The sequence below is a fragment of the Alteribacter keqinensis genome (assembly GCF_003710255.1).
Taxonomy (GTDB): Bacteria; Bacillota; Bacilli; order Bacillales; family Salisediminibacteriaceae; genus Alteribacter; species Alteribacter keqinensis.
Map to the genome: position 1 here is coordinate 442,801 of NZ_RHIB01000002.1, position 22,925 is coordinate 465,725.

Below are 22,925 nucleotides of genomic sequence, written 5' to 3' on the forward strand. Positions count from 1 at the left end.
TCATATTTTTAAATTTTCCTTATACCAATCAATTGCTTCTTTAATACCTAATTCAAAACTCCACTCTGGTTCGTATCCCAACATTTCCTTTGCTTTTGAAATATCAGCATTACTATGCTTTATGTCACCTTTACGTTCAGGTCCAAAATTTGGCTCAATGTCTGTTCCTAATGCTTTACCTAACTCTTCATATATATCAATCAAAAATTCTCTACCACCAAATGCTATATTATAAGCCTGTCCAGCTGCTTCACTAGATGCATTACAAGCCTTTAAATTAGCCTCAATTACATTTTCAATATAAGTAAAGTCCCTACTTTGTCTACCATCACCATTAATAGTTGGCTTTTCGTCATTTAACAATAGTTTAATAAATTTTGGGATTACCGCAGCATATGCTCCATCAGGATTTTGTCTTCTACCAAATACATTAAAATACCGCAAGCCATATGTGTCTAAACCATAAAGTTTTGAATACAACCTCCCATATTCTTCATTTACTTTTTTGGTTAGAGCATAAGGAGACAAAACATTTCCTTCAATTCCTTCTTTTTTAGGTAAATTGGGCTCATCACCATAGACCGAAGAACTAGATGCATAAACAAACTTCTTTACCCCATTTTTTCTTGCTGATTCCATCATGTTTAACGTACCTTTAATATTAATTTCCTCATATATTAAAGGCATCTCAATACTACGAGGAACACTTCCCCAAGCTGCCTGATGTAAAATGAAATCTATATCCTTACAGGCTGCATCGCAAGTATCTGGATCTAAGATAGTACCTTCAATAAACTCATAGTTAGGATTATCTTTAAATTCATCAACATTCTCTTTTTTACCATTAGAAAAGTCGTCGAGGCCTCTAACTTCATAACCTAAATTTAATATTGCTTCAACTAAGTTAGATCCAATAAAACCTGCCGAACCAGTAACTAAAAACTTTGAACCTTTTGGAAAAATAATATCTTCATATCCCATTATTATAGCCTCCAGTAATTAAAGCCTAATTTCTCAGCTTCTTTTCGATCAAACATCCCTTTTATATCAATCAGCACACAATCATTATAAGCTAAAGTACTTAACTCACTTGTAGCCGCAACTTCTGACAATACTTCTGGGTCGATATATTGAGGTGCTCCAAACATATTTTTAATTTCTTCTAATTTGATATTCTTAAATTCTTCATGTGGAACTGCAACAATGACTGCATCCATACCCTGTACTTCATCAATAGTGCAAGGATGAACTTTATATTCATGCCAAAGATCTTCTTTATCAGCCACTGGATCGATAACTTTTACTTCTATTCCGTATTCCTCTAATTCTTTGATTACATCTACAACTTTCGTGTTTCTTACATCGGGGCAGTTTTCTTTAAAAGTAATACCCAAGATGGCAACCCTAGCTCCATTTATTTGCTTGTTAGCTTTTATCATCTTTTTCACAGTACTTTCAGCGACATACTTACCCATATCATCATTTATTTTTCTTCCTGATAGAATTATTTGTGAATAATAACCTTCCTGTTCTGCTTTGTATGTTAAATAGTACGGATCTACTCCAATACAATGTCCACCTACTAGACCAGGTGAAAACTTCAGGAAATTCCATTTAGTTCCTGCAGCTTCTAAAACAGCCTTTGTATCAACATTCATTTTATTAAAGATAATAGATAATTCATTCATAAAAGCAATGTTTATATCACGTTGAGCATTTTCAATAACTTTAGCAGCTTCAGCAACCATTATACTTTCAGCTTGATATACACCTGCATCTACAACTATTTCGTATACTTTAGAAACAATATCCAATGTGTCCTCATCCATACCTGAAACTACTTTTATAATCGTTTCAAGTCTGTGCTCTTGGTCCCCTGGGTTAATACGTTCAGGAGAGTAACCTACTTTAAAATCAACTCCATATTCCAAGCCCGATTCTTTTTCTAAAATAGGAACACATATCTCTTCAGTTACTCCTGGATATACTGTTGATTCAAAAACAACAATTGATCCTTTAGTTAAATTTCTTCCAAGGGTTTTAGTTGCTGATTTAACCGGAGTTAAGTCAGGAGTATGGTCTGACTTAACTGGCGTTGGTACTGCCACAATGTGAAATTTGGCATCTCTTAATTTTGATTCATCACATGTAAATTCAACAGTTGTATTTTTTATTACTTCATTACCAACTTCTTTGGTAGGGTCAACCCCTTGTTTGTAAAGATCAATCTTTTCTTTATTAACATCAAAACCAATAACATCTATCTTTTTTGCAAATGCTACAGCTATTGGCATACCTACATATCCAAGTCCGATTAAAGATACCTTCTCTTCTCTGTTAACAATCTTTTCATATAAGTTCATTTCAAATCTCCTCATTTGTGAATTTTCCTATTTCTTGTAAATAAGCATTTATCACTATTTTCCGATCATATTCCTCTTCCATCTTTTTACGCCCTTTTATACCCATTAGTTTCTTTTGAGGATACGGTAGTTTAATAAAATTTCTTATTGCTTCTACTAAACTTGGAACACTTCTAGCCTCAAAGCCTAAACCAGTAATTTCGGGATTAAAGGTTTCAATACAACCAGGTACTTTGGATGCCAATATGGGACGTCCTGTTGCTGCAGTCTCAAGTAATACGTTTGCCGTACCTTCGTGATAAGACGGAAGAATTGTGCCATGTGAAACTTTAATAAAAGAATGTACATCACTCTGGTGACCGTGGTATTTAATTATACCCGTTTGTTCTAATTCAGCTAATTGTTTAGTATAGTCTTCCTCACTACCTCCAACTAAATGAAATTCAACATTTGGGTAAATCCCTTTTATTTTTTTTGCGGCTTGAAACAACTCTTCAATTCCCTTAGCTTTCATGATACGCCCAATGAACAAAAACCTTATGTTCTTATCATTGGTTGGGTAGTCTTTAAAGTTATGGTGTTCTAGGTTTACACCAGAACCGGGAATTAACCTAGTCTTACCTTTTGCAATATTGTTTTCAACAAAAAAACTTCTGTTATATTCATTTTGGAAGAAAACGCAAGAAGAATTCCTTAATCCCATTCTATAAAGCCTAAGTGTAATCTTTTGAATTAATCCACTATTTTCAATTGCTGTACCTAACCCTGTTACATTTGTTAGGTAAGGTGTTTTTGTGATACCACAAGCTATACCACCATATATATTAGGTTTGATTGTATAAGTAAGAACTACATCAGGTATTGTACTTTTAATTAATTTAATGTAATGATATAAAAGTTTCATATCATTTATTGGATTAGTCCCTCTCCTGTCCACCCGAGTCTCTACATATTTACATCCTAACTCTTTCAACTTTGGTACATATTCATCATTAGGTAATGAAACATACACTTCATGACCTTGTCTAATTAATTCTTCTAATAATTCCTTTCTAAAATTAAAAAGGCCCATACCAAAATTGGCTAACACAAGCACCCTCATCAATTATACTCTCCTCGCCGGAACACCTACATAAGTTCCAGTTTCAGTTATATCCTTAACTACTACAGCTCCCGCACCAACAATACTGTTACTCGCAACATTTATATTATTGCTCACTATACTACCAATACCTAACCATGACCCTTGTCCAACATTTACTGTTCCAGCTAAGTGTACACCAGGTGATATATGAACAAAGTCCTCAATTATATTGTCATGGTCTAACGTAGCACCAGTATTAATGATGCAACCTTTCCCAATTTTAGTACTACAATTAATCACTACACCAGCCATGACAGCTGTTCCTGATGCTACTTCAACTTGTCCTCCAAGTATTGCATTTGGGTGAATTAACGTAGGTATTGTAGCTCCTTCGACTTCAAGGCTTTCCTGTATCTTTTTTCGAATTGCATTATTCCCAATGCCTACAAAGATATCGAAATCATTTATGTGCCTAATAGCCTCATTGGACTTTCCAATCACTGCGAGTCCCAATGAGAATTTCAGGTTTTCGTTATCATCTAAAAAAGAAATACTCTGCCATCTATTCGTGTTTAATGCGATATCAGCTACAACTTTACCGTGTCCGCTAGCACCAATTATAAGAAGTTTGTTTTTCATGATCCCATTCGTTCCTTTTTAGTTCCTTTAAAAGGTTCCATCGTTGCTGTAGTTTCTGAGTTGATACCTTCCCTAACAAATACTTTTTTTATCGTTAGAAAAATAATCTTCCAATCTCCTATAAAACTAACGCTATCAACATATTTCACATCAAGATTAAATTTATCATCCCAACTTATTGCATTCCTACCACTAACCTGCGCTAATCCAGATAAGCCAGGTCTTACTTCATGACGCCGCTTTTGATGATCATTATATAGTGGTAGGTATTGTACTAATAATGGTCTCGGGCCAATAATAGACATATCACCCTTTAAGATATTGAATAGCTCAGGAAGCTCATCAAGTGATGTAGAACGTAGGAACCTACCAAACTTCGTTAACCTCACACTATCCGGTAATAACTCTCCATTCCCATCTCTTTCATCTGTCATCGTTCTAAATTTATACATCATAAAGACCTTATCATTTAGACCCGGACGTTTCTGTTTAAACATTACTGGACTTCCTAGTTTTGATCTTACTAAGATAGCAACCACTAATAGAACGGGACTAAGTGCTACAATAGCCACCAATGACAATATAGAATCCATCGGTCTTTTTATAAACCTTCTATAAAACCCGCCTTTTGAACTAATCATCATTCACACCACAACTTCTTTATAATTTCTACAATTTTCGCCAAGTCAGCATCTGTCATCTTTGTATCAGACGGCAAGCATACACCATTCTCAAACAACTTCTTCGATACATCAGTACCAACAAAATCATACTTCTCAAAGAACGGCTGCATATGCATCGGCTTCCAAACTGGCCTTGACTCAATATTCTCAGCTTCCAATGCTTCGAATATATCAACAGGTCTCACTTTACCAGTCAACGTCATCGAGCTTAACCAATAATTTGGTTCGTCCCAATCATTGTTAGGCATAAACCGAACTCCTTCAAGCTCACCAAGTTCTTTCTTATAAAATTCATAGATATAATTCTTCTTTTCTACACGTTGATCCAAAACTTTTAACTGCCCTCTTCCAATCCCAGCTACAACATTACTAATACGATAATTGAAACCTAATTCACTATGTTGGTAGTGTCTAGCTTGGTCTCTAGATTGAGTAGCCCAGAACCTAGCTTTAGCAATTCTCTCTTCATTATTAGAAACAAGCATCCCACCACCAGAAGTAGTGATGATTTTGTTCCCATTAAAAGAGAAGATGCCATAGTCTCCAAATGTACCGGTATGCTTACCTTTATAGTAAGTACCTAAACTTTCAGCAGCATCTTCTATTAAAACAACATTATGTTTCTTACAAAGTTCTACTATTCTATCCATATCAGCAGACAAACCATAAAGGTGAACTACAATAACTGCCTTTACTTTAGGGTATTTTTGAAAAGCTTCTTCTAATGCTTCCGGACACATATTCCAGGTTTCATAATTACTGTCTATGAATACTGGAGTTGCATTCTGATAAATGATTGGATTAGCTGTAGCTGAGAATGTGAGTGTTGGACAGAACACTACATCTCCCTCACCAACTCCAGCGGCTCTTAACGCTAGGTGAATAGCTGCCGTACCAGAAGATAGTGCGGCGGCTGCTTTAGAGCCAACCTTTTCAGCTAGCTCCCTTTCAAATCCATTTACGTTTTCTCCAAGAGGGGCGATCCAGTTTGTATCAAAAGCTTCGTTTACATATTCCATTTCATAACCCTCATCACTCATATGCGGTGATGAAAGAAAGATTCTTTCGTTCACTTTTGTTGTTTCCATCCTATAGACTTCCTTCCATCATTAAGTTAATATTTTAGTAGATTAGGACTTACTTGGAATCTTCAAAACTATTATTCCAAACAACTTCTAAACCACTAAAATGAGTTATCTACTTCTGATAACCACCTCGCATTTAATATACAATATGCGAAATAGATTAAAAAATCAGTTCCTCTTCGCCTTTCAATAGATATACTTGTAAAAAGCTCGAAGAGCCGTACAAATCATCCTTAACACTGACCCTCGAAAGCCAATCTCCATCACATCGCTATAACCCACCATCAAAATACCGAGTTCCTTCCTGCTTATATATACCTACAAAACAGGCACATCTCCACCATCCTCATCACCACGTTCACTACACATAACCTCACCATCCATATAAACCAACTCACACCCACCACAAACACCAGTGCTATATTCATTTATGTAGGAACTAAACATTACATCCGTATGAGATAATTGATTCAATACGAGATGATTCTCATACCCTCTCTTAAATTGAACCAACTCCGCCTCACAAACATCCTTCTCCGTCTTTTCAATCACCCCAACGATCGCAGGAACAGCAATAGCCGAAATAATACCTAAAACTACAATCACAGCCAAAAGCTCAACCAACGTCAATCCTTTTTGGTTCATTAATCTCATCTCGACCCCTCTCTCACTCTATTAAACTCATAAAACAATCCGTAAGAAAGCTCAAAGAGCTGATAATTACTACTCTGTTTTATACAATGAGATTTAAAAAAAGTCAAAGGCTCAAAGAGCCGAAGATCTTGAAATCACAAAAGCTCGAAAAGTTTAAAATGTTCATAAGTTTATTTCATTATTAGCCCAAGGCTCGAAGAGCCGCTAAGATTATTTGTTTCAAAGAGCCAAGAACACTACACACAAAAAACAACACCCCAATCCGTTCCACAAATCCAAAGCAGATCGGGGTGTTTATCTACTACTTCAATAAACTCTTCTCTTTCTCCAACATCTCTTCCATCACTCTCAAAAGTTCACCCTTCAATTCCTTATCCTTTAAAGCAAACTCCAAAGTAGTCTTCACAAACCCCATCTTCTCACCAACGTCGTGACGAGTTCCTTCAAAGTCATAAGCAAACACCCGCTGGATTTCATTAAGCTTTTGAATTGCATCAGTCAACTGTACTTCGCCGCCTGCGCCTTTTTCTTGCTTATCAAGATACATAAAGATCTCCGGTGTTAAAATGTATCGGCCCATGATCGCAAGGTTTGATGGTGCTGTACCTTGTGCGGGTTTTTCGACGAATTGGTTCCCGCTGTGGCGTCTGCCTGTTTGCGTTAACGGGTCCACAATCCCGTACCGGTGGGTTTCTTCTTCCAGTACCGTTTGAACGCCAATGACGCTTGCTCTGGTTTCTTCATACTGTTCGATAAGCTGCTTCAGGCAGGGCTTTTCCGCTTCAACAATGTCATCTCCGAGAAGAACGGCGAATGGTTCGTCTCCGATGAATTTACGGGCGCACCATACGGCGTGTCCGAGCCCCTTTGGTTCTTTTTGACGGATGTAATGAATGTCCACCATCTTGGAAGAGTACTGTACTTTTTCCAACAGTTTCGTCTTCCCTTTCTCAAACAAGTTCTGCTCCAGTTCAAAAGCATGATCAAAGTGATCTTCGATGGCGCGCTTCCCTTTACCGGTTAAGATGATGATGTCTTCAATCCCGATTGAACCGTTTCTTCTACGATATATTGAATCGTTGGCTTGTCCAAGATCGGAAGCATTTCCTTAGGCATTGCTTTCGTTGCCGGGAGGAAACGGGTTCCGAGTCCGGCAGCTGGTATAATTGCCTTTTTTACTTTTTGCATACGATCATCCCTTCAAGTTAATGGTGGTTATTTCACCAAGCTCAACTGTTTCGCTTTCGTCAGCCTGAAGTGGGCCAGGTCTAATGTATATTCCCGTAATGTAGTGATCGGGAACTGTTCAAAGTCTTCAATAAGATCATAAACCACATCAACGTCAACAGGCGGTGTCTTCCCGCGGTAAATCATCGGATAAATCTGTTCGTCATGGACTTCGTCTTTCCCTAGAAGTTCTTCAAATAATTTTTCTCCCGGTCTCATGCCTGAATACATGATTTCGATTTCATCATCCCGAAACCCCGATAACCGAATTAGGTTCTTCGCAAGGTCGACGATTTTAACAGGCTCTCCCATATCCAGGACAAACACCTCGCCGCCCTCTGCTAATGATCCCGCTTGAAGAACAAGGCGGGATGCTTCCGGAATTGTCATGAAGTACCGTGTCATTTTCGGATCGGTTACCGTCACCGGTCCACCTGCTTCAATCTGCTTTTTGAATAGAGGGATTACGCTTCCGCGGCTTCCCAGAACGTTACCAAAACGGACCGCCACGAAGCGCGTATCGCTGATTCGGTCCATGTGCTGAACAACCATTTCAGCAATCCGTTTCGTTGCTCCCATGACGCTTGTGGGGTTCACGGCTTTATCCGTTGAGACCATCACAAATGTTGTCACTCCTGCTTCATGGGCTGCTTCGGCCGTGTTTTTCGTACCGATCACATTGTTTTTTACCGCTTCATGAGGGTTCTTTTCCATTAACGGTACGTGTTTATGTGCCGCGGCGTGGTACACCACATCCGGCTGGTGCTCATTCATAACATCTTTCATCCGATCAGCGTCCTGGACGTCGGCGATTTCTGTTTCCACACTAAGATGAGGGAACGTGACTTTCAGCTCCATGTCGATACTGTAAATGCTGTTTTCTCCGTGACCGAGAAGGATCAGCTTGTCCGGGTTAAAGGCACACACCTGCCGGCAGATTTCAGACCCGATCGATCCGCCTGCTCCAGTTACAAGGACGGTCTTACCTGTAAGCTTGGCACCGATTTTTTCTGTATCCAGTTCAACCGGCTCACGGCCGAGTAAGTCTTCCACCTGTACGTCCCGGATCTGGGAGACGGTGACTTTCCCGCTCATAATGTCTTCCACTGACGGCATGATCTGCGTCCGTACTTTTGTTTTCGAACAGGCATCAAAGATCGTATTGAGTTCCGTTTTTGTCAGTGAAGGAATCGCGATGATAATGTGTTCGATGTTTTTCGTTACAACCACATCTTCAATGTCTTTTGTCCGCCCCAGTACAGGGATCGACATGATCTCCAGGTTTTGTTTCGTGAAGTCGTCATCAATAAAAGCAACCGGGTGAAGCTCTGACTTGATGCTGTTCATGAGCTGACGGGCAACGAGTGTACCGCCATTGCCAGCCCCGATAATGAGTGTTCGTTTCTTCTCCGTGTTTCCTTTCATTAATGAATCCCGGTAGATTCTCCAGGAAAAACGTGAAGCCCCGATGAGCAAGATATGCAGCATCCACGTGACAAGCAATGTTCTTGCAAAAATGGTTTGATATCCGATAATCTGAATAAGAGCAACAGCGGTGATGGAAAGTGAAACTGCCGCAAAGATCGCTGACAGCTCCTGGATGCTCGCATACTGCCAGACCCGTTTATATAGTTTAAATAGATGAGCGAAAACATGGTGAGCGAAAAATAACGCAATAGAGCTTACGATGATCGCCTCAGGTAAAATCGTTGATGTCGGGACCAAAAGCCAAAAACCGATAAAAATCGAAAACACGACAATCAGTGAATCAGCAGTAACCAACAGCCCTAACCGTTTTTTATAATCCAACTCGTCCCCTCCTATGTAAAATAAATAAATCTTTAGAACACTTAACGAGAGTTCGTTATCCTTAACAAAGACCTCGCTAAATTCTCTAAATAATACGGCCGTAAACCCCCTACTACCTCCGTACTATATAATGAATAGGCATTAAACCTAACCTCACACCCCACCGGTGACAACGAGCGTCTAAGGTTGTTCACTTTGGTGAACGACCCACAGCGTGGCCGAGTACCCCCGTTGATAAAGGTGAGGAGGCATTACCTGAATGTAATGGTCATATAACACTGAATTTACACAGTCGGTGTACAATAAATATAATTAATTGATATTTAGAACAGCCCTAAAAACTTCTTCGTTTTAACTTTTTGTGGTGGTTCAACCATCACTTGCTTACCTTCTACAAGCAGCTCCGCATTCTCCTGAAAATAGAATCTTGTTTCTATTCCGAATTCTCTCTCTATTTCATCATAGGCATCTTTTAATAGAAACGGACGCCGAATGGTATCGTGGGCGTCGCTTGCAATAAAGTGAGCCAGGTTCGCTTCTATTAAGTCTTCTGATAATCTCTTAATCTTCTTTCCAAACTTCCCTGTAATACTCCCCGCTGTCAGTTGTGTCAGACATCCGCCTTGAACAAGCTCATAAAGCCTGTCCGGATCTTTCATCACGGCCTGGTTTCGCTCAGGGTGAACGATGATCGGCTTTAACCCGTGTTGCTGGACGTCATACAATAGACGCTTGCTGTATCTCGGTATGTCAGATGAGGGAAACTCCACAAAAAAATACTTTCCCTCATTCAGAGTAAGTATCTCTTCGTTTTTAAACCCCTCAAGCAGTTCTCCATATATGCGGGTCTCCTGGCCCGGCAGGATCTTCACATTGATTTGGTGATCTTTAAATAAGAAGTTCAGCGCTTCAATATTTGCAAGAATGGTATTTTTATCGTTGTGGTAGTGTGGGTGCTGGTGGTGCGGTGTAGCTAAAATCGTATGAATGCCTTCGTCAAATGCCGCTTTTCCAAGCTCTAAGGCTTCCTCTTTATTTGCAGGACCGTCGTCCAAATTCGGCAGTATGTGGCAGTGAATATCAATCATAAAGCAGAATCCCCTTTCCCGATTGCAGATGTTTACAGGGTCTATCGGACTATTTTCTTTTGAGTCCATTCCATAATATCACACTATTACCAAAAAAGGGTCAAATCCTTCTGTATTTTTTCAGTTTTTATGCTACTTTCCTTCTGCGTAGTAATAATACGTATCCTCTTTCATTTCACGGTCGTTTAAAACGGTGCCAATAATATTGGAGTTCGTCTTTTTAAGAAGTTCAACAGCTTTGATCGCTGCCTCTTTCTCCGTTTTCCCGCTCCGGATCACAAGTACGACCCCGTCAGTCTTCGTAGCCAGAATCTGACCGTCCGTTACCACATTGATCGGCGGTGCATCAAAGAGAATATAATCATAGTCTTTTTCTATCTGGCTCAGGAATAATTCCATCGATCTTGAGCCAATTAACTCACTAGGGTTAGGAGGAACCGGACCTGATGTGAGTACTTCAAGGTTTTCAACAGCCGTTTCCTGGACGGCAGACTCAAAAGATTCTGCCCGGGTCAGGACACTCGTTAAGCCGAATGTGTTTTCAAGCTGAAAAGTAAAATGAACCGTCGGCTTTCTTAAATCGGAGTCGATTAACAGGACACGTTTCCCCTGCTGGGCCATAACCACGCCCAGGTTCGCGATAACAGTAGATTTCCCTTCAGCGGGACCCGAAGATGAAATCAAAATCTTCTTTACGACTTTATCAATAGAAGAAAACTGTATGTTCGTTCTTAATGTACGAAACTGTTCGGTGACAGGTGATTTTTGAGCGTGATGGGAGATCAGGCTCCGCTGTTTGTCTGTTAACTGGTTGCTTTTACGTTTACGCGCCAATGCTTCCACGCCCCGTTCTGTTTTGTCTCGATGTTTCATTTAACTTGTTCATATCAATTGTTTTACCATCAATGGATCCGATACTTGCAAGAACCGGAAGGCCAAGTGCTTCTTCAATGTCATCCTCGTCTTTAATGGTGTTATCCAGAAACTCCAGTAAGAAAGCGAGTCCAACTGCACCCATAAGTCCGACCACAAAGGCGATCGCCATGTTTAATGCAGGGTTCGGGCTGACCGGTGATGGATTGTCCGATAATTCTGCCGGTGATAAAACCGATACGTTGTCCACATTCATAATGTCAACAATGTCTCTTTGAAAAACCATTGCTATAGTGTTTGCGAGCTCTACAGCTTGTCCTGGGTCAGTGTTCTCGACTCTGATCGTTACTACCTGGGAGTCACGTTCACTTCCTACGGATACTTGATTCCGGATTTGTGAAGGTGTTGCATCAATGCCCATTTCTTCAATCACGGGCTCCAGGATTCTAGGGGATGTCATAATAACGTTGTATGTATTGATGAGTTCCAGGTTCGTCCTGAGATCCGCCTGGGTTACCTGGGCACTGTCTTCCTGGGATTTATTTACGAGAATTTGAGTGGATGATTGATACATCGGTGTTAAAAAAAAGTATGATATGATAGCACTTGCTGCTACTGCTACAGCGGTAATACCGATGATCAGTGTAAGTCTTTTTCTGAGTGTCTGGAAAATATCTTTTAAGCTGATTGTCTCTTCCATTATTTCCTCCTGCTTCCTTCATTAGGTCTCCGTATATGTTACTCAAGATAACAGGTTATGTAAATGGTTTTCGAGGAAAAATTCAGAAAACACATCATATTTTAACATGATTTTCATATTAAGCGTTTTCAATCGAAAGAATGCGACAAATAGGTAAAAAATACATTTACTTATAAATATTTCTTGTCTAATAGAGGGTAGAGAAATATAATCAAAGTAATCATAGTTTAAGAGGAGAGTTAGCTTAATGAAAAAGTTTCTACTTATAAGTGGCCTTATTTTGTTTGTTATATTAGGATCTGTCGCAGGCTATGGCTATTACATGTACTCAAGCGTTCAGAATACAGTGGATAACCAAATGCACGTTACAGTAGATCGCGAAAAATCAGAAAAGCGCGAATTGGAAGTGGATATTGAAGATCAGGAGCCTCTTTCATTTTTGTTAATGGGTGTGGACACAGGGGGCAGCCGTACAGACCGTGGACGTACGGACACATTAATGGTAGTAACCGTAAACCCGGCAGACGAATCCATGAAAATGATGAGCATTCCCCGTGACACGAGAACAGAAATGTTCGGTCGCGGCGTTGATGACAAAATCAACCACGCCTATGCTTTCGGAGGGCCCGAGATGGCCATGGCTTCCGTTGAAAACTTCCTGGACATTCCAATTGACTACTTTATGACAGTAAATATGGATGGTTTTAAGGATATCGTTGATGCCCTCGGTGGCGTCACCGTGGATAACAGCTTCGCCTTTAAGCAAGGCTCATACGAATTTGAACAAGGTCAGATCGATTTGGACGGCTCTCAAGCTCTTGAATATTCACGTATGAGAAAAAGTGACCCTCGTGGTGACCTTGGACGTAACGAACGTCAGCGGGAAATCGTTGATGCCATCATTAAAGAAGGCGCCCAGTTCTCCTCCATCACAAAAGCAGGTGAAATCCTGGACGCACTCGGCAACAACATCAGCACAGACTTAAACTTTGATAAAATGGTAAAAATTCAGTCGAATTACCGTGATGCCCGTCACAACTCAGAGACACTTGAAATCGCCGGATCCGGAAGCCGCATTGACGGCATCTGGTACTATATTGTTGATGAAAACGAACGCCAGCGTGTAAGCGGCGAGCTCCGCGCCCACCTCGGACTCGACGGCAGTGACTCGGTCGCAGTTAATGAAAATGACGACGATGAATCATAATAAAACGCCCGTAAATCCACTGTGATTTACGGGCGTTTTTTGTGCCTTCTCTTATTCTTCTACTTCAAGGTGTTCTTTTAATTCGTCAGAGAGCGACTCCAGCTCACTTTCATTAGGGAAGAAATAGGATATGCCGTCCATTTTTCTGTCTTCCCCTTCGATTTCATGTTGCTCGACGTTATTGATGGTGTTTTTGTAGCCCGACTGAATATCCCACATCTCATCGAGTGAGAGATTCGTCTGAACGTTGTCTTCCACTACTTCAAGAATCTCAGTCAGATTCGTAATGGAAGAAAAGCTTGCTCCTTTATCAATAAGCTCTTCGATCACTTCACGCTGCCTGATCTGACGGCCAAAGTCTCCTTTAGGATCGTCCTTTCTCATGCGTGCGTAGCCGAGGGCTTCCTCCCCGTCCAGCTTGATTGTTCCTTCCGGATAATGCATTTCGTGGAAGGTAAACTCAAACTCATTGTCCACTTCGACTCCGCCGACAGCATCAACGAGACCGACGAAGCTTTCCATGTTTACTTTTACAAAATAATCAACAGGAATATCAAGGAAGTGCTCCACCGTATACAAGGCTGTTTCACTTCCTCCCATGGCATGGGCGTGACTGATTTTATCCTCTGTACGCTGCCCCCGTATTTCGGTCAGCGTATCACGGGGCAGACTCACCATGTTGATCGATTCTTCTTTCGGATTAACTGTCAGCAGAAGGATTGTATCCGTACGACCCAAATCATCCCGGGTCTCAAGCTCGTCCACCCCCATCAAAAGGATGGAGATGGGATCACCCTCTTCCAGGTCAATCGCTTCCTGGCGCTTTTCCGACTGAGAGCGGTCGATGTTTTCCTGGATGCTTCCGATCGTGGCATTCACAGCCTGCCACACATAGCCTCCCGCTCCCACAACGAGAACCACAAGGAAAGTAAGCGTAATAAGAAGTATTTTCTTTCCCATTCTTGTCACCTCCTAAAGTTGTTTTAGGAATTCCACTTATTATGGAATGTTGATTTCCGCTCATTGCACTCCCTTTCCGCGGGCGGTTCGGGAGCCTCCTCAGCGCTTTGCGCTTGCGGGGTCTCCCCGGAACTCGCTCCTCCCGCAGGAGTGTCGCGCATTCGCTCCAATCAACCATTTTCTTTTAAAAACTGATGTATTAGATAGTGGAATACCGCAAAAGCCTCCTTTAAAAAGGCTTTTACGGTCATTCCTACGCTGCGGGTTTTGATTCGGTTTTGTAGTCTCTGCCTGTTCTCTCAACCTTGTTCCAGTCTGTATTAAAGAAGTAGGCGATCGTACCGTGCATTACAATGTACATGAGGATGAAACGGTAGATAAAGATATCAAACAAAATCGTTGCGCCAAGTATGAAGATATCCCTCATCCTGAACTTAAAGCCGTGGGCTCTCGTAAAGATCAGAGCGGCAATATCATAGATGACCCCGAACAGGAACAAGTAGGTCAGATAAAACAGTACATACTGCAAGTAGGAATCAGGCGGATAAAAGATCCCGTTGATGACGAAAAAGGCCGTCAAAATAAACGCCGATACAATTCCCACAAGGAAAGACTCAAAGATATAGAAGAAAGAGACAGCCTTCCTGAAGAGCGTTTTTGCAAAGAACGAGTTAAAGTGAATAATACAATCGATGTAGGCTTTCTGCCACCGGACACGCTGTTTGAAGAAGTCCTTCACCGTTTCAGGCATCTCGGTATAGGAGATGGCATCCTTAATGTGGACAACCTTCTTGTTTTTGTTTGCTGCAATGTATTTTTGCATCCTCAACGTAATGTCAATGTCTTCCCCTACAGTGGAGCGGTAGCCGCCTACGTCAATCAGGGCCTGTCTTCTGAAAATCCCGAATGCTCCTGAAATAACAGCCAGGGCATTAAAGCGGGCAAGGGATACCTTTGTAATATAGAACGCCTTCAGGAAATCGAGCATCTGCAAGCGTACAAGCAGGTTGGTGTGCTTAAGGGACAGACGGCTTAAGGAATTGGCCGTTTTCGTCTGTAGGACATGAACCATTCCTCCCGCTGCCACGACATCCTCATCCTCAAACGTTTCATTGACTTTCGGCATCGCCTGGTCGGTGAGCATCGTATCCGCATCAAGGGTAATCACAAGATCCTCACTGGCATACTCGATCCCTGCATTAAGGGCGTCGGCCTTTCCGCCGTTCCATTTATCCACTACATAAATGTGGGGATAAAGCTGGGACTGATAGACGGTTTTTACCTTTTTATGATCCAGCTTTCTGTGCGGCGTACGGTTACTCGGCTTTAACTGCAGAAAATTGTCAAGGTACGCGAGCGTTTTGTCCGTTGAGCCGTCATTAATATAGAGCACTTCAAAGTTCGAATACGAGAGCGATTCAATGGTTTCGAGAGACGTTTTTATAATGCCCTGCTCATTGTAGCAAGGGATGAGAATACTCATGCCTTTTTCTTTTCTCAAGATGCGGTTCACGGTTTCGTTCTTCGTCCGGAAAAACGGCAGACAGTGGATGATATGCATCAGCGGGAAAATGATACTCAGAATAAACAAGCCGACAAGTCCGTACTGGGCATATTCCATCCATGATACATTGTCTTTTGCATCCCATAAGCCGTCACGCCGGAAATCGGCAATTCCCACTATGGAGCCGTCTTCCATATTAAAATCAAGAGCCTGAATGCCTCCGAAAAAGACCGATAAGTTCCGTGTTTCCGGCTCATAACCCCGGTCCCTGAGGGCGCCGAGTACCGACTCGTCAAAGTCTTCCTCTACATAAAGGATGTCTGACTCACCATAAAACCGTTTCGCATTGACGGCGTCTTCCCATGGCTCATCAAAGTAGAGATGTCTTGTGAGCACCTGGGCCATAACGGAAGGTACCCGGTTTCCTCCCGGGCTTCCGATTCCCACCACACGTTCATCATCCACGTAAATGGAAGGCGCGGTTAAACTTCTTGAACGCTTACCGGGCTCATAGCTGTTTGGGGAGGATTCGAATTCGCTGAACTGCTGAATCGAGTTGTTTAAAAAGAAACCGTCCGTATACTCTCCCGAGCCGAAGAAGTTGCTCAGTGTATTCGTGGTTGATACCACCATACCATCCTGGTCCACGACAACAAAATGAGTTGTATCTGTCTTTTCATCGTCGCCGCTTTCTTCCTCTGTACCAATGTCAGGAGAAGGTTCATCGGATGAAATCTCGTCTGCCAGCTCTTCAATATGGTTCTCGCTCGTGAGTTCTTCTTTTAGCGAATCCGACTCGTCCCCGATATTGGCGATTCGGTCACGCTTTGTGACTTTCGAAATTTCAGACATCAGGTGAACATATTCTTCTTCGTCGCCTTTTGTCTCTTCAATATTCATTTCTTCAGCCAGAAGCAGGGACTGAACAAGGGAAACTCCGGCATGGGGCGGGTCTGCCGAGTAAATGGTCCCCTCTTTCAGCTCTCCAACCACAGGCTCAGTGAGCTCCACTTCATACTCGTCCAGGTCACTGCCGTCCAGGTAGGGAACAGCATTATTGATCATTTCTCCGAATTGATCACGGTTAAAAGCGTGGGCACCGTGTGCCTGAATTTTGGTCAATGTTTCAGCCAGTTCCGGCTGCTTGAGGTTTCTTCCGGGTTTAATCGCCTCTCCCCGCGGGTAAAAGTGAGATAACTCCTCTACAGGGAGGCGGTAGGAAGCCGCCTCAAGACGTTCCCAAAGAAGGTAATCCACTCTGAACCCGTCTTCCGCAAGGTCAATTGCCGGAGAGATCAGGTGCTCAAAGGGCATCAGTCCGTAATCGTTATGGACTCTGTTCAGTCCTTCAACAAACCCCGGCACACCGGTGATCTTATCACCCCATTCGTCATCGTAAGGTGCTGCGGCACGGTAGTCATAAACGACAGGGTCTTCTTCTTCCGGAGGCAGAATCAGCATTTTTCCGCCGCCGCCGATCCCCGATCCGAACGGTTCAACAACACCGAGGGCATAGGAAACCGCAATGGCCGCATCGACAGCGTTCCCGCCGTTTTCCAGCACTTCCATTCCGGCTTCTACAGCAGCGGGGTGGGCCGCACTGACGCCGTAGTTGTCGTAATCTTCGTCTTGTTCAGCCGTGTTTTCTCCCTCACCTGATACAAGGTGGGGGTTGGCAATCCCGATGAGAAATGTATTGAGCAGTAACGTGATCGTGAGTATTTTTTTTAACATTCATGTCACCTCTACTCTGTTTTTTCAGCCGTGAAGGGTTTTAGAAAGAGGCAACCGCTCCCAAAAGCGCCTGTATACTGGCTGCCTTTTTCCAAAAACCTTCACTTGAGACTTTAAATCTGCACGCTGCGGGCCCGGCAGATAGATGTCTCAGCTGCCGGGCTTTTCTCATGAACAGCGGGCATAGGTGCGATCGACTACATCAATGTGATGAAAAAGAGCGTACCTGCTACCACCAGTCCAACGGCAGCATCCGTGTTCGTTCGTTTTTTATGTTTTTTAATCGTATACAGCATCCACTGGCTGAACGTTAACGTGACCTGTTTTTCTTCCTGCTTCTGACCCTTTAATGTTATTTCCACTTCTATTCCTCCTTCAGTAGTCCTTACTTATATAAAGCTTGCAATCATGACAACACCAAACGTTGCGCAGCTGAGCAGCAGCGTACTTAATGTTGTCGGAATAACACCCTGCTTTTGGATGGTATTGGCGATTAAACCTGGCACAATCACCCCGATGGCCATAAGGCCGCTCACAATATGCGGGGGAGAAAAGTGCGGGAACAAATAATCAAACCCGATGGAAAGAATAATCGCGACAGTGAGCATCGCGGTAAACTTTCTTCTTCCGTAAAGAATCGTAAATCTTCCTACGAATTTCATAACGATAAAATAAGTCAAAAAGCTGATCATAAACACAACCGCAATGCTTACAGGGAAGGTAAACAGCATCGCAATGTACCCCGGTACAACAAGTCCGGCCGGCAGTACACCTGTTTTTTCCGTATAAAACAAACTGAGTATGGCACCTGCAATAAGGGCTAAATAAACATCACCTGAGTCAAAGACAAACATCTTCTGACCGAACCTCCTTTCTATGCTGTTTGGTTAATTTTTTGTTGTTCTTCAAGTTTTTCAACGAGCTGCTCTGCACCGCCGTGGATGTTTCCAACACCATAAATGGTTTTTCCCGATAAATACGGCTTGAGCACCCGGATGATTTCATCTGTGTCGTCCCCTTCAAGATCGAGCATCTTATTTACGGGAAAGGCGCCTTCCTGATAGGCATCAACGACCGGCTTTGTTCCTTGTCCCATCACGATCAGGGTGTCGGCTGGGATATAGGGAAGCACTTGTTTTACAAACTGCTCCGTCCGGTCGACTCTGTCGGAACGGGCATTAAAAATGACAACCGGTTCGTCCGTCGGATAGCTGAGCTGCTTCACACGCTCCCAGATATTTAATGTAGATGTCGGATCATTGGCAGAGAAGCCATTGACCAGAAAACCCGGATCCTCTTCATTTCCGAGCGGCAGAATTTCCATCGCTCCCGGGTCAGGCCATGCCTTCAGCATCCCTCTGAACGCTGTTTCATAATCGATTCCAAGAACATCTGCCACCGACAGTGCCAGTGCCGCGTTTTCAGGAAACACCATGTACTCAAACTTCTTGAGGAAATCCTCTGAAATGAGCGACGTGTCACAGACATGAAGCTTCGTATTCCGTTTTTCCGCCATTTCCCTGAAGTAAGGAACGTAGGAGCTGTCGTTTACAATCAGGTCACCGTTGTGGGGAATTGCTTCGCTGAAGGAATCCGCCACTTCCTTTAATGTGGGACCGAGCACATCCATGTGGTCTTCAAGGACATTTACAATCAGTCCGATATTTGCCTTAAGCAGCTGGTCCTGGAATACGACCTGATAGTCAGGCTTTACAGCCATACACTCACTTACTAGAGCGTCTGCTTCAAGTTCCACCGTTTTTTCAATGACCTTTTTCTGCTCACCGATATTCGGACCCTCGGGCCTTCGTTTAATCGGTTCCTCCTGATCGACAAACCAGTAGAGCATTCTTGCATCGGTTCCGGTCGTTTTCCCGACTGTTTTGTAGCCTGCTTCCTGGAGCACGCCTGTAATCAATCGCGTTACCGTTGACTTCCCGCGGATCCCGTTAACGTTGACACGGACAGGAACCCGTTCGATGTTTTTATTATGTTTTCTTTTCTCCCTAACACCAAGGAAGAATGCCAATAAGGCAAATCCCAAAATAAGAATATATTCGACTGGCATCTCTTTCACCTCCATCACTTTTTTTGTCGCTTTTTTGAACACGGCCATTACTATACGCCTTAAACATTAAACGCGAGTTACATAAATGTTGAGAATCGTGTAAATGGAGTCACATTTACTTACATTTGCTTGATTATGGAAAGATCGTAATAATGACGATTCTCAATGATTGTGCACATACGGGTGCCTCCGATTCATCTCCACCTCCATATCGTTTTTTTGAAAGGTGATCCGTTCGTCCTGCGGGAAAATCCAGAAACGTCGCAATCATTTTGTAAAATAAAAAACGGACGCTGCCCGCAGGTATCTTATGAATCCATTTAGAGTTTATCGAAGAGATATGAGTGTCTGTGGGGGTTAAGAATAAGTCATTATTTTACGAAGGTGTTTCATTTGAAACAGTTGTCATTGAGTTTTAGGGTCATTGTTACACTATTGAAACAGACTGGACGCTTTTACACAGTTAAGCGTTTACTTAATGAAATCAGAGGTTTCCGGACCCATAAATAGAATTATCAGGAAAGGATAGAATTTTAGAAAAGGCAAGGCTGTTTTCGATTTTTTGCAACAAATGCAGCCGGAAGACCCGAGACTCCCTATTTACTTCCTCTTTAACTCTTCTATCTTTGCAACGGTTAGGGGACTCCGCCTTTCAATTTATAACTTGAATAATTGCTGATTTCGATTTACAATCCTGCACAAGGTCCTCCTCGTGGTGTAATGGGTTCACACCTGCATCATAACGGAGGGCTTTTTTTGTGCAAGATAGAGCTTTGTTTTATAACAATCTAGTAAAACCAAAATGTGAGAATGCAGGAGAGGCTAGGTAGTACCGTTAAACAAGGAAATCGAGAATTTTAATGCATTAAAGAAAGGTCAAGTAGTGCCCTCAAACAAAGAAGTACGCAATTTGAGGATACAAGAGAGACAAAGTAGTGCCCTCAAATCAGGAAACCCGGAATTTGAAGGCTCAAGGAGGATCTCCAGAGAATGAGGAAGCTCCCAAATCGCCGCGGAAAGGGAGCGCATTACGGTCAACGAAGTTTAAATGAAGGATACAGCATTCTTCCTGCTCTAGAAACCTTGCGAAAAAAAAAGCGGTTCGTGCCAGGTGATGGAATGATCTTCCTCTGATTCTACTTATCTGGTTATTCCCTGTGTCTATAGGCTCAATTGAATGGTACCAGGTAACATAGTCAATAAAACATCGTCTTAAAGTATTGGAACGCCCAAAATATGTTTTCTAAATGATGATTTTAAATACAACCTTTTGGGTATAGGAGTTATAGGCATTGTCGAAATAGATGAACTTTTACACATACCCCTCTTATCTGACAAATATCACCGAAAACTGTAATATCAGCCAACCTCTTCTTCCTTTACAACTATGAAGCAGAGGCACTATGAATGGAGGACTAGACCGAATGAGCGAATTGACGTATCTGTTCATTTTTGCAGCATTGTTACTTGCAGGCGGAATCTACGAACGTGTGACGCTTTCAAAGAAAATAGATCAAATCCCAACCCGTGTTCTTATAAACGGGATCCGGGGTAAATCCACCGTCACCCGCCTGATCATGGGAATAATGAAAGAAAACGGCGACCGCGTTGTCGGAAAAACAACGGGGACGTCTGCACGCATGTTTTACTGGGACCAGGAAGAGGAGGAACCGATTGTCCGGGGCCTTCAGGGACCAAATATCAGTGAACAGAAACATATGGCCCGTAAAGTGGTAAAACGGGGAGCCGATGCCTTTGTATCCGAATGTATGGCCGTCAACCCCGAGTACCAGAAGGTGTTTCAGGCTCAGCTTGTGAAAGCCAACATTACGGTTATTACCAATATTATGGAGGACCACCTGGATGTGATGGGCCCGACCGTGGATGATATCGCCCGGGCGTTCAGCTCCACCATCCCTGAAAACGGCTATGTGGTTATTCCTGAAACAACGTACCAGCGCTTTTTCGAGCAGGCTGCGAAGAGGAAAAATTCAGAAGTGATCGTAGCACGCGAGAGTGAAATCGACGAAGACTACTTAAAGAAGTTTTCGTTTATGATCTTTCCTCAGAACGCCGCTCTCGCCCTTGCTGTATCCGACATCCTCGGTATTGACCGGGATGTGGCTTTTGCAGGAATGCTGAACGCACCTGTGGACCCGGGTGCCATGAGAGTCCACCGGTTTGGAGAAGAAAAGGCGCCGAAATACTTCTTTAACGGCTTTGCAGCCAATGATGCTACCTCAACCCTGAGCATTTGGGACCGGGTAAAAGATCTCGACTATCCGATGAATCACCGTACGATTGTGATGAACTGCCGTGACGACCGGATGGACCGTACCCTTCAGTTTATTGATCACGTCCTTCCACACCTGGATGCGGACACACTCGTGCTTATCGGCCGCGGAACAAGTCCGATCGTTCAGGCCCACAATGAAGGAAAGCTTCCTTATGAGAACCTTATTAACCTGGAGAAAAAATCAGTGGAAGCCATAATGGCTGAGCTTGAAAAACTGCCGGGCGACAGTGTTCTTTACGGAATTGGAAACATTAAAGGCCGCGGGGAAGAACTTGCCGAGGCGATCGAAGAGAGAAAAATCAAAGAAGTGTCTCTCGAAGATTACAAAACAGACGAAGTTACGGTTCTCAGTGAGGACAGATTGGCTGCACGACAATGCTCCAAGGAGAAAAAAGAGCCTGTCTCTTCCGGGATCATCGACCAGAAAATAAAAGCAGCACAATCACCGCTTAAATAATTCACAGACTCAGTAAAATATGAAGGAGTTGTCGCCACCGTGTTCGGTACAGATCTCTATATCGCTATCGTTTTAGGAATTATACTCAGTCTCATTTACGTAGAAAAAACAGGTATCATGCCAGCCGGGCTTATCGTGCCCGGCTATGTTGCGTTGATTTTCGACCATTTAATGGCGGTTGTTGCCGTCGCATTCTTAAGCTTGCTTACCTTTTTAATCGTCACCCAGGTGATCGGGCGGATCACCGTCATGTACGGCAGAAGAAAGTTCGCCGCCATGCTTGCCATCGGAGTGCTTTTGAAAATGTCCTTTGACAACTTTTACGGGCCACTTGTCCCCTTCGAGAACTTTGAGCTGAGGGGTATCGGTGTTATCGTCCCGGGACTGATTGCCAATACCATTCATAAGCAGGGAGTTATCCCGACATTCAGCTCTACTCTTGTTATCTCCTTTTTAACCTTTGTCTTTATCACAATCTATCACTTGTTCTAGAG

19 protein-coding genes and 1 pseudogene are annotated in these 22,925 nt (G+C 42.8%); 3 read left to right on the forward strand and 17 right to left on the reverse strand.

All coding sequences use genetic code 11. The features are described 5' to 3' along the window. The 12 genes and pseudogenes from EBO34_RS13570 to EBO34_RS13625 form a co-directional block, all read right to left on the reverse strand. Complete coding sequence (locus EBO34_RS13570; protein WP_122899441.1) at window positions 1-981, reverse strand: SDR family oxidoreductase; 981 nt, start codon at window positions 979-981, stop codon at window positions 1-3. 2 nt (window positions 982-983) lie between these two features. Beyond that, on the reverse strand, window positions 984-2,363 hold the full coding sequence (locus EBO34_RS13575) for a nucleotide sugar dehydrogenase (RefSeq protein WP_122899443.1): 1,380 nt from the start codon (window positions 2,361-2,363) through the stop codon (window positions 984-986). Window position 2,364: 1 nt separating this feature from the next. Beyond that, on the reverse strand, window positions 2,365-3,465 hold the full coding sequence (locus EBO34_RS13580; protein ID WP_221175153.1) for a glycosyltransferase family 4 protein: 1,101 nt from the start codon (window positions 3,463-3,465) through the stop codon (window positions 2,365-2,367). Window positions 3,466-3,468: 3 nt separating this feature from the next. Continuing rightward, on the reverse strand, window positions 3,469-4,086 hold the full coding sequence (locus tag EBO34_RS13585; protein WP_122899447.1) for an acetyltransferase: 618 nt from the start codon (window positions 4,084-4,086) through the stop codon (window positions 3,469-3,471). Next, complete coding sequence (locus tag EBO34_RS13590; protein ID WP_122900101.1) at window positions 4,083-4,727, reverse strand: sugar transferase; 645 nt, start codon at window positions 4,725-4,727, stop codon at window positions 4,083-4,085. The genes EBO34_RS13585 and EBO34_RS13590 overlap by 4 nt, the downstream gene beginning before the upstream one ends. Beyond that, entirely contained in the window at window positions 4,727-5,842 is a 1,116-nt protein-coding gene (locus EBO34_RS13595; protein ID WP_122900103.1) for a DegT/DnrJ/EryC1/StrS family aminotransferase, read from the reverse strand. The genes EBO34_RS13590 and EBO34_RS13595 overlap by 1 nt, the downstream gene beginning before the upstream one ends. Window positions 5,843-6,172: 330 nt before the next feature. Beyond that, complete coding sequence (locus tag EBO34_RS13600) at window positions 6,173-6,508, reverse strand: type II secretion system protein (protein ID WP_122899449.1); 336 nt, start codon at window positions 6,506-6,508, stop codon at window positions 6,173-6,175. Window positions 6,509-6,809: 301 nt separating this feature from the next. Then, window positions 6,810-7,696 (reverse strand): annotated as a pseudogene (gene galU / locus EBO34_RS13605) (UTP--glucose-1-phosphate uridylyltransferase GalU). 27 nt (window positions 7,697-7,723) lie between these two features. Beyond that, window positions 7,724-9,544 carry a nucleoside-diphosphate sugar epimerase/dehydratase gene (locus EBO34_RS13610; protein WP_122899451.1) on the reverse strand — a complete coding sequence of 607 codons (1,821 nt, stop codon included), beginning with the start codon at window positions 9,542-9,544 and terminating at the stop codon, window positions 7,724-7,726. A 323-nt stretch (window positions 9,545-9,867) separates the two neighbouring features. Continuing rightward, entirely contained in the window at window positions 9,868-10,632 is a 765-nt protein-coding gene (locus EBO34_RS13615) for a tyrosine-protein phosphatase (RefSeq protein ID WP_122899453.1), read from the reverse strand. 132 nt (window positions 10,633-10,764) lie between these two features. Then, window positions 10,765-11,505: a CpsD/CapB family tyrosine-protein kinase gene (locus tag EBO34_RS13620; protein ID WP_122899455.1), complete on the reverse strand. Its 741-nt coding sequence runs from the start codon at window positions 11,503-11,505 to the stop codon at window positions 10,765-10,767. Beyond that, complete coding sequence (locus EBO34_RS13625) at window positions 11,456-12,205, reverse strand: YveK family protein (RefSeq protein WP_122899457.1); 750 nt, start codon at window positions 12,203-12,205, stop codon at window positions 11,456-11,458. The genes EBO34_RS13620 and EBO34_RS13625 overlap by 50 nt, the downstream gene beginning before the upstream one ends. 247 nt (window positions 12,206-12,452) lie before the next feature. Here EBO34_RS13625 and EBO34_RS13630 point away from each other — a divergent pair, with 247 nt between their 5' ends. Beyond that, window positions 12,453-13,412 carry an LCP family glycopolymer transferase gene (locus tag EBO34_RS13630; RefSeq protein WP_122899460.1) on the forward strand — a complete coding sequence of 320 codons (960 nt, stop codon included), beginning with the start codon at window positions 12,453-12,455 and terminating at the stop codon, window positions 13,410-13,412. A 51-nt stretch (window positions 13,413-13,463) separates the two neighbouring features. On the opposite strand, the gene EBO34_RS13635 is transcribed toward EBO34_RS13630, so the two are convergent. The 5 genes from EBO34_RS13635 to pgsB (EBO34_RS13650) form a co-directional block, all read right to left on the reverse strand. Then, the gene (locus EBO34_RS13635; RefSeq protein WP_122899462.1) at window positions 13,464-14,372 is read right to left on the reverse strand and encodes an LCP family glycopolymer transferase; all 909 of its coding nucleotides are present in this window, start codon (window positions 14,370-14,372) and stop codon (window positions 13,464-13,466) included. A 253-nt stretch (window positions 14,373-14,625) separates the two neighbouring features. Next, a complete protein-coding gene (locus EBO34_RS13640) occupies window positions 14,626-17,610 on the reverse strand; it encodes a gamma-glutamyltransferase (protein WP_122899464.1) in 2,985 nt (994 codons plus the stop codon). A gap of 197 nt (window positions 17,611-17,807) precedes the next feature. Further along, window positions 17,808-17,972, reverse strand: a complete 165-nt coding sequence (locus EBO34_RS20740) for a hypothetical protein (RefSeq protein ID WP_183163881.1) — start codon at window positions 17,970-17,972, stop codon at window positions 17,808-17,810. 27 nt (window positions 17,973-17,999) lie between these two features. After that, window positions 18,000-18,464, reverse strand: coding sequence for a poly-gamma-glutamate biosynthesis protein PgsC (gene pgsC, locus EBO34_RS13645; RefSeq protein ID WP_122899467.1), 465 nt, complete (start codon window positions 18,462-18,464; stop codon window positions 18,000-18,002). A 20-nt stretch (window positions 18,465-18,484) separates the two neighbouring features. Continuing rightward, window positions 18,485-19,678, reverse strand: coding sequence for a poly-gamma-glutamate synthase PgsB (gene pgsB, locus EBO34_RS13650; RefSeq protein WP_122900105.1), 1,194 nt, complete (start codon window positions 19,676-19,678; stop codon window positions 18,485-18,487). Window positions 19,679-21,102: 1,424 nt separating this feature from the next. Here pgsB (EBO34_RS13650) and pgsB (EBO34_RS13655) point away from each other — a divergent pair. Together pgsB (EBO34_RS13655) and pgsC (EBO34_RS13660) are read left to right on the forward strand one after the other, a co-directional pair. Continuing rightward, window positions 21,103-22,431 (forward strand): poly-gamma-glutamate synthase PgsB, encoded by a 1,329-nt coding sequence (gene pgsB / locus EBO34_RS13655; protein ID WP_122899469.1) that lies wholly within the window; start codon window positions 21,103-21,105, stop codon window positions 22,429-22,431. 39 nt (window positions 22,432-22,470) lie between these two features. Beyond that, on the forward strand, window positions 22,471-22,923 hold the full coding sequence (gene pgsC, locus EBO34_RS13660) for a poly-gamma-glutamate biosynthesis protein PgsC (protein WP_122899471.1): 453 nt from the start codon (window positions 22,471-22,473) through the stop codon (window positions 22,921-22,923). Window positions 22,924-22,925 lie beyond the last annotated feature (2 nt).

What these genes read in the sequence shown, in the direction of transcription:
- EBO34_RS13570 (WP_122899441.1), bottom strand. Translation starts at nt 981, where the DNA reads ATGGGATATGAAGATATTATTTTTCCAAAAGGTTCAAAGTTTTTAGTT.
- EBO34_RS13635 (WP_122899462.1), bottom strand. Translation starts at nt 14,372, where the DNA reads ATGGGAAAGAAAATACTTCTTATTACGCTTACTTTCCTTGTGGTTCTC.
- EBO34_RS13600 (WP_122899449.1), bottom strand. Translation starts at nt 6,508, where the DNA reads ATGAGATTAATGAACCAAAAAGGATTGACGTTGGTTGAGCTTTTGGCT.
- EBO34_RS13575 (WP_122899443.1), bottom strand. Translation starts at nt 2,363, where the DNA reads ATGAACTTATATGAAAAGATTGTTAACAGAGAAGAGAAGGTATCTTTA.
- EBO34_RS13640 (WP_122899464.1), bottom strand. Translation starts at nt 17,610, where the DNA reads ATGTTAAAAAAAATACTCACGATCACGTTACTGCTCAATACATTTCTC.
- EBO34_RS13615 (WP_122899453.1), bottom strand. Translation starts at nt 10,632, where the DNA reads ATGATTGATATTCACTGCCACATACTGCCGAATTTGGACGACGGTCCT.
- EBO34_RS13625 (WP_122899457.1), bottom strand. Translation starts at nt 12,205, where the DNA reads ATGGAAGAGACAATCAGCTTAAAAGATATTTTCCAGACACTCAGAAAA.
- EBO34_RS13580 (WP_221175153.1), bottom strand. Translation starts at nt 3,465, where the DNA reads ATGAGGGTGCTTGTGTTAGCCAATTTTGGTATGGGCCTTTTTAATTTT.
- pgsB (WP_122900105.1), bottom strand. Translation starts at nt 19,678, where the DNA reads ATGCCAGTCGAATATATTCTTATTTTGGGATTTGCCTTATTGGCATTC.
- pgsC (WP_122899467.1), bottom strand. Translation starts at nt 18,464, where the DNA reads ATGTTTGTCTTTGACTCAGGTGATGTTTATTTAGCCCTTATTGCAGGT.
- EBO34_RS13590 (WP_122900101.1), bottom strand. Translation starts at nt 4,727, where the DNA reads ATGATTAGTTCAAAAGGCGGGTTTTATAGAAGGTTTATAAAAAGACCG.
- EBO34_RS13620 (WP_122899455.1), bottom strand. Translation starts at nt 11,505, where the DNA reads ATGAAACATCGAGACAAAACAGAACGGGGCGTGGAAGCATTGGCGCGT.
- EBO34_RS13585 (WP_122899447.1), bottom strand. Translation starts at nt 4,086, where the DNA reads ATGAAAAACAAACTTCTTATAATTGGTGCTAGCGGACACGGTAAAGTT.
- EBO34_RS13630 (WP_122899460.1), top strand. Translation starts at nt 12,453, where the DNA reads ATGAAAAAGTTTCTACTTATAAGTGGCCTTATTTTGTTTGTTATATTA.
- pgsB (WP_122899469.1), top strand. Translation starts at nt 21,103, where the DNA reads ATGAGCGAATTGACGTATCTGTTCATTTTTGCAGCATTGTTACTTGCA.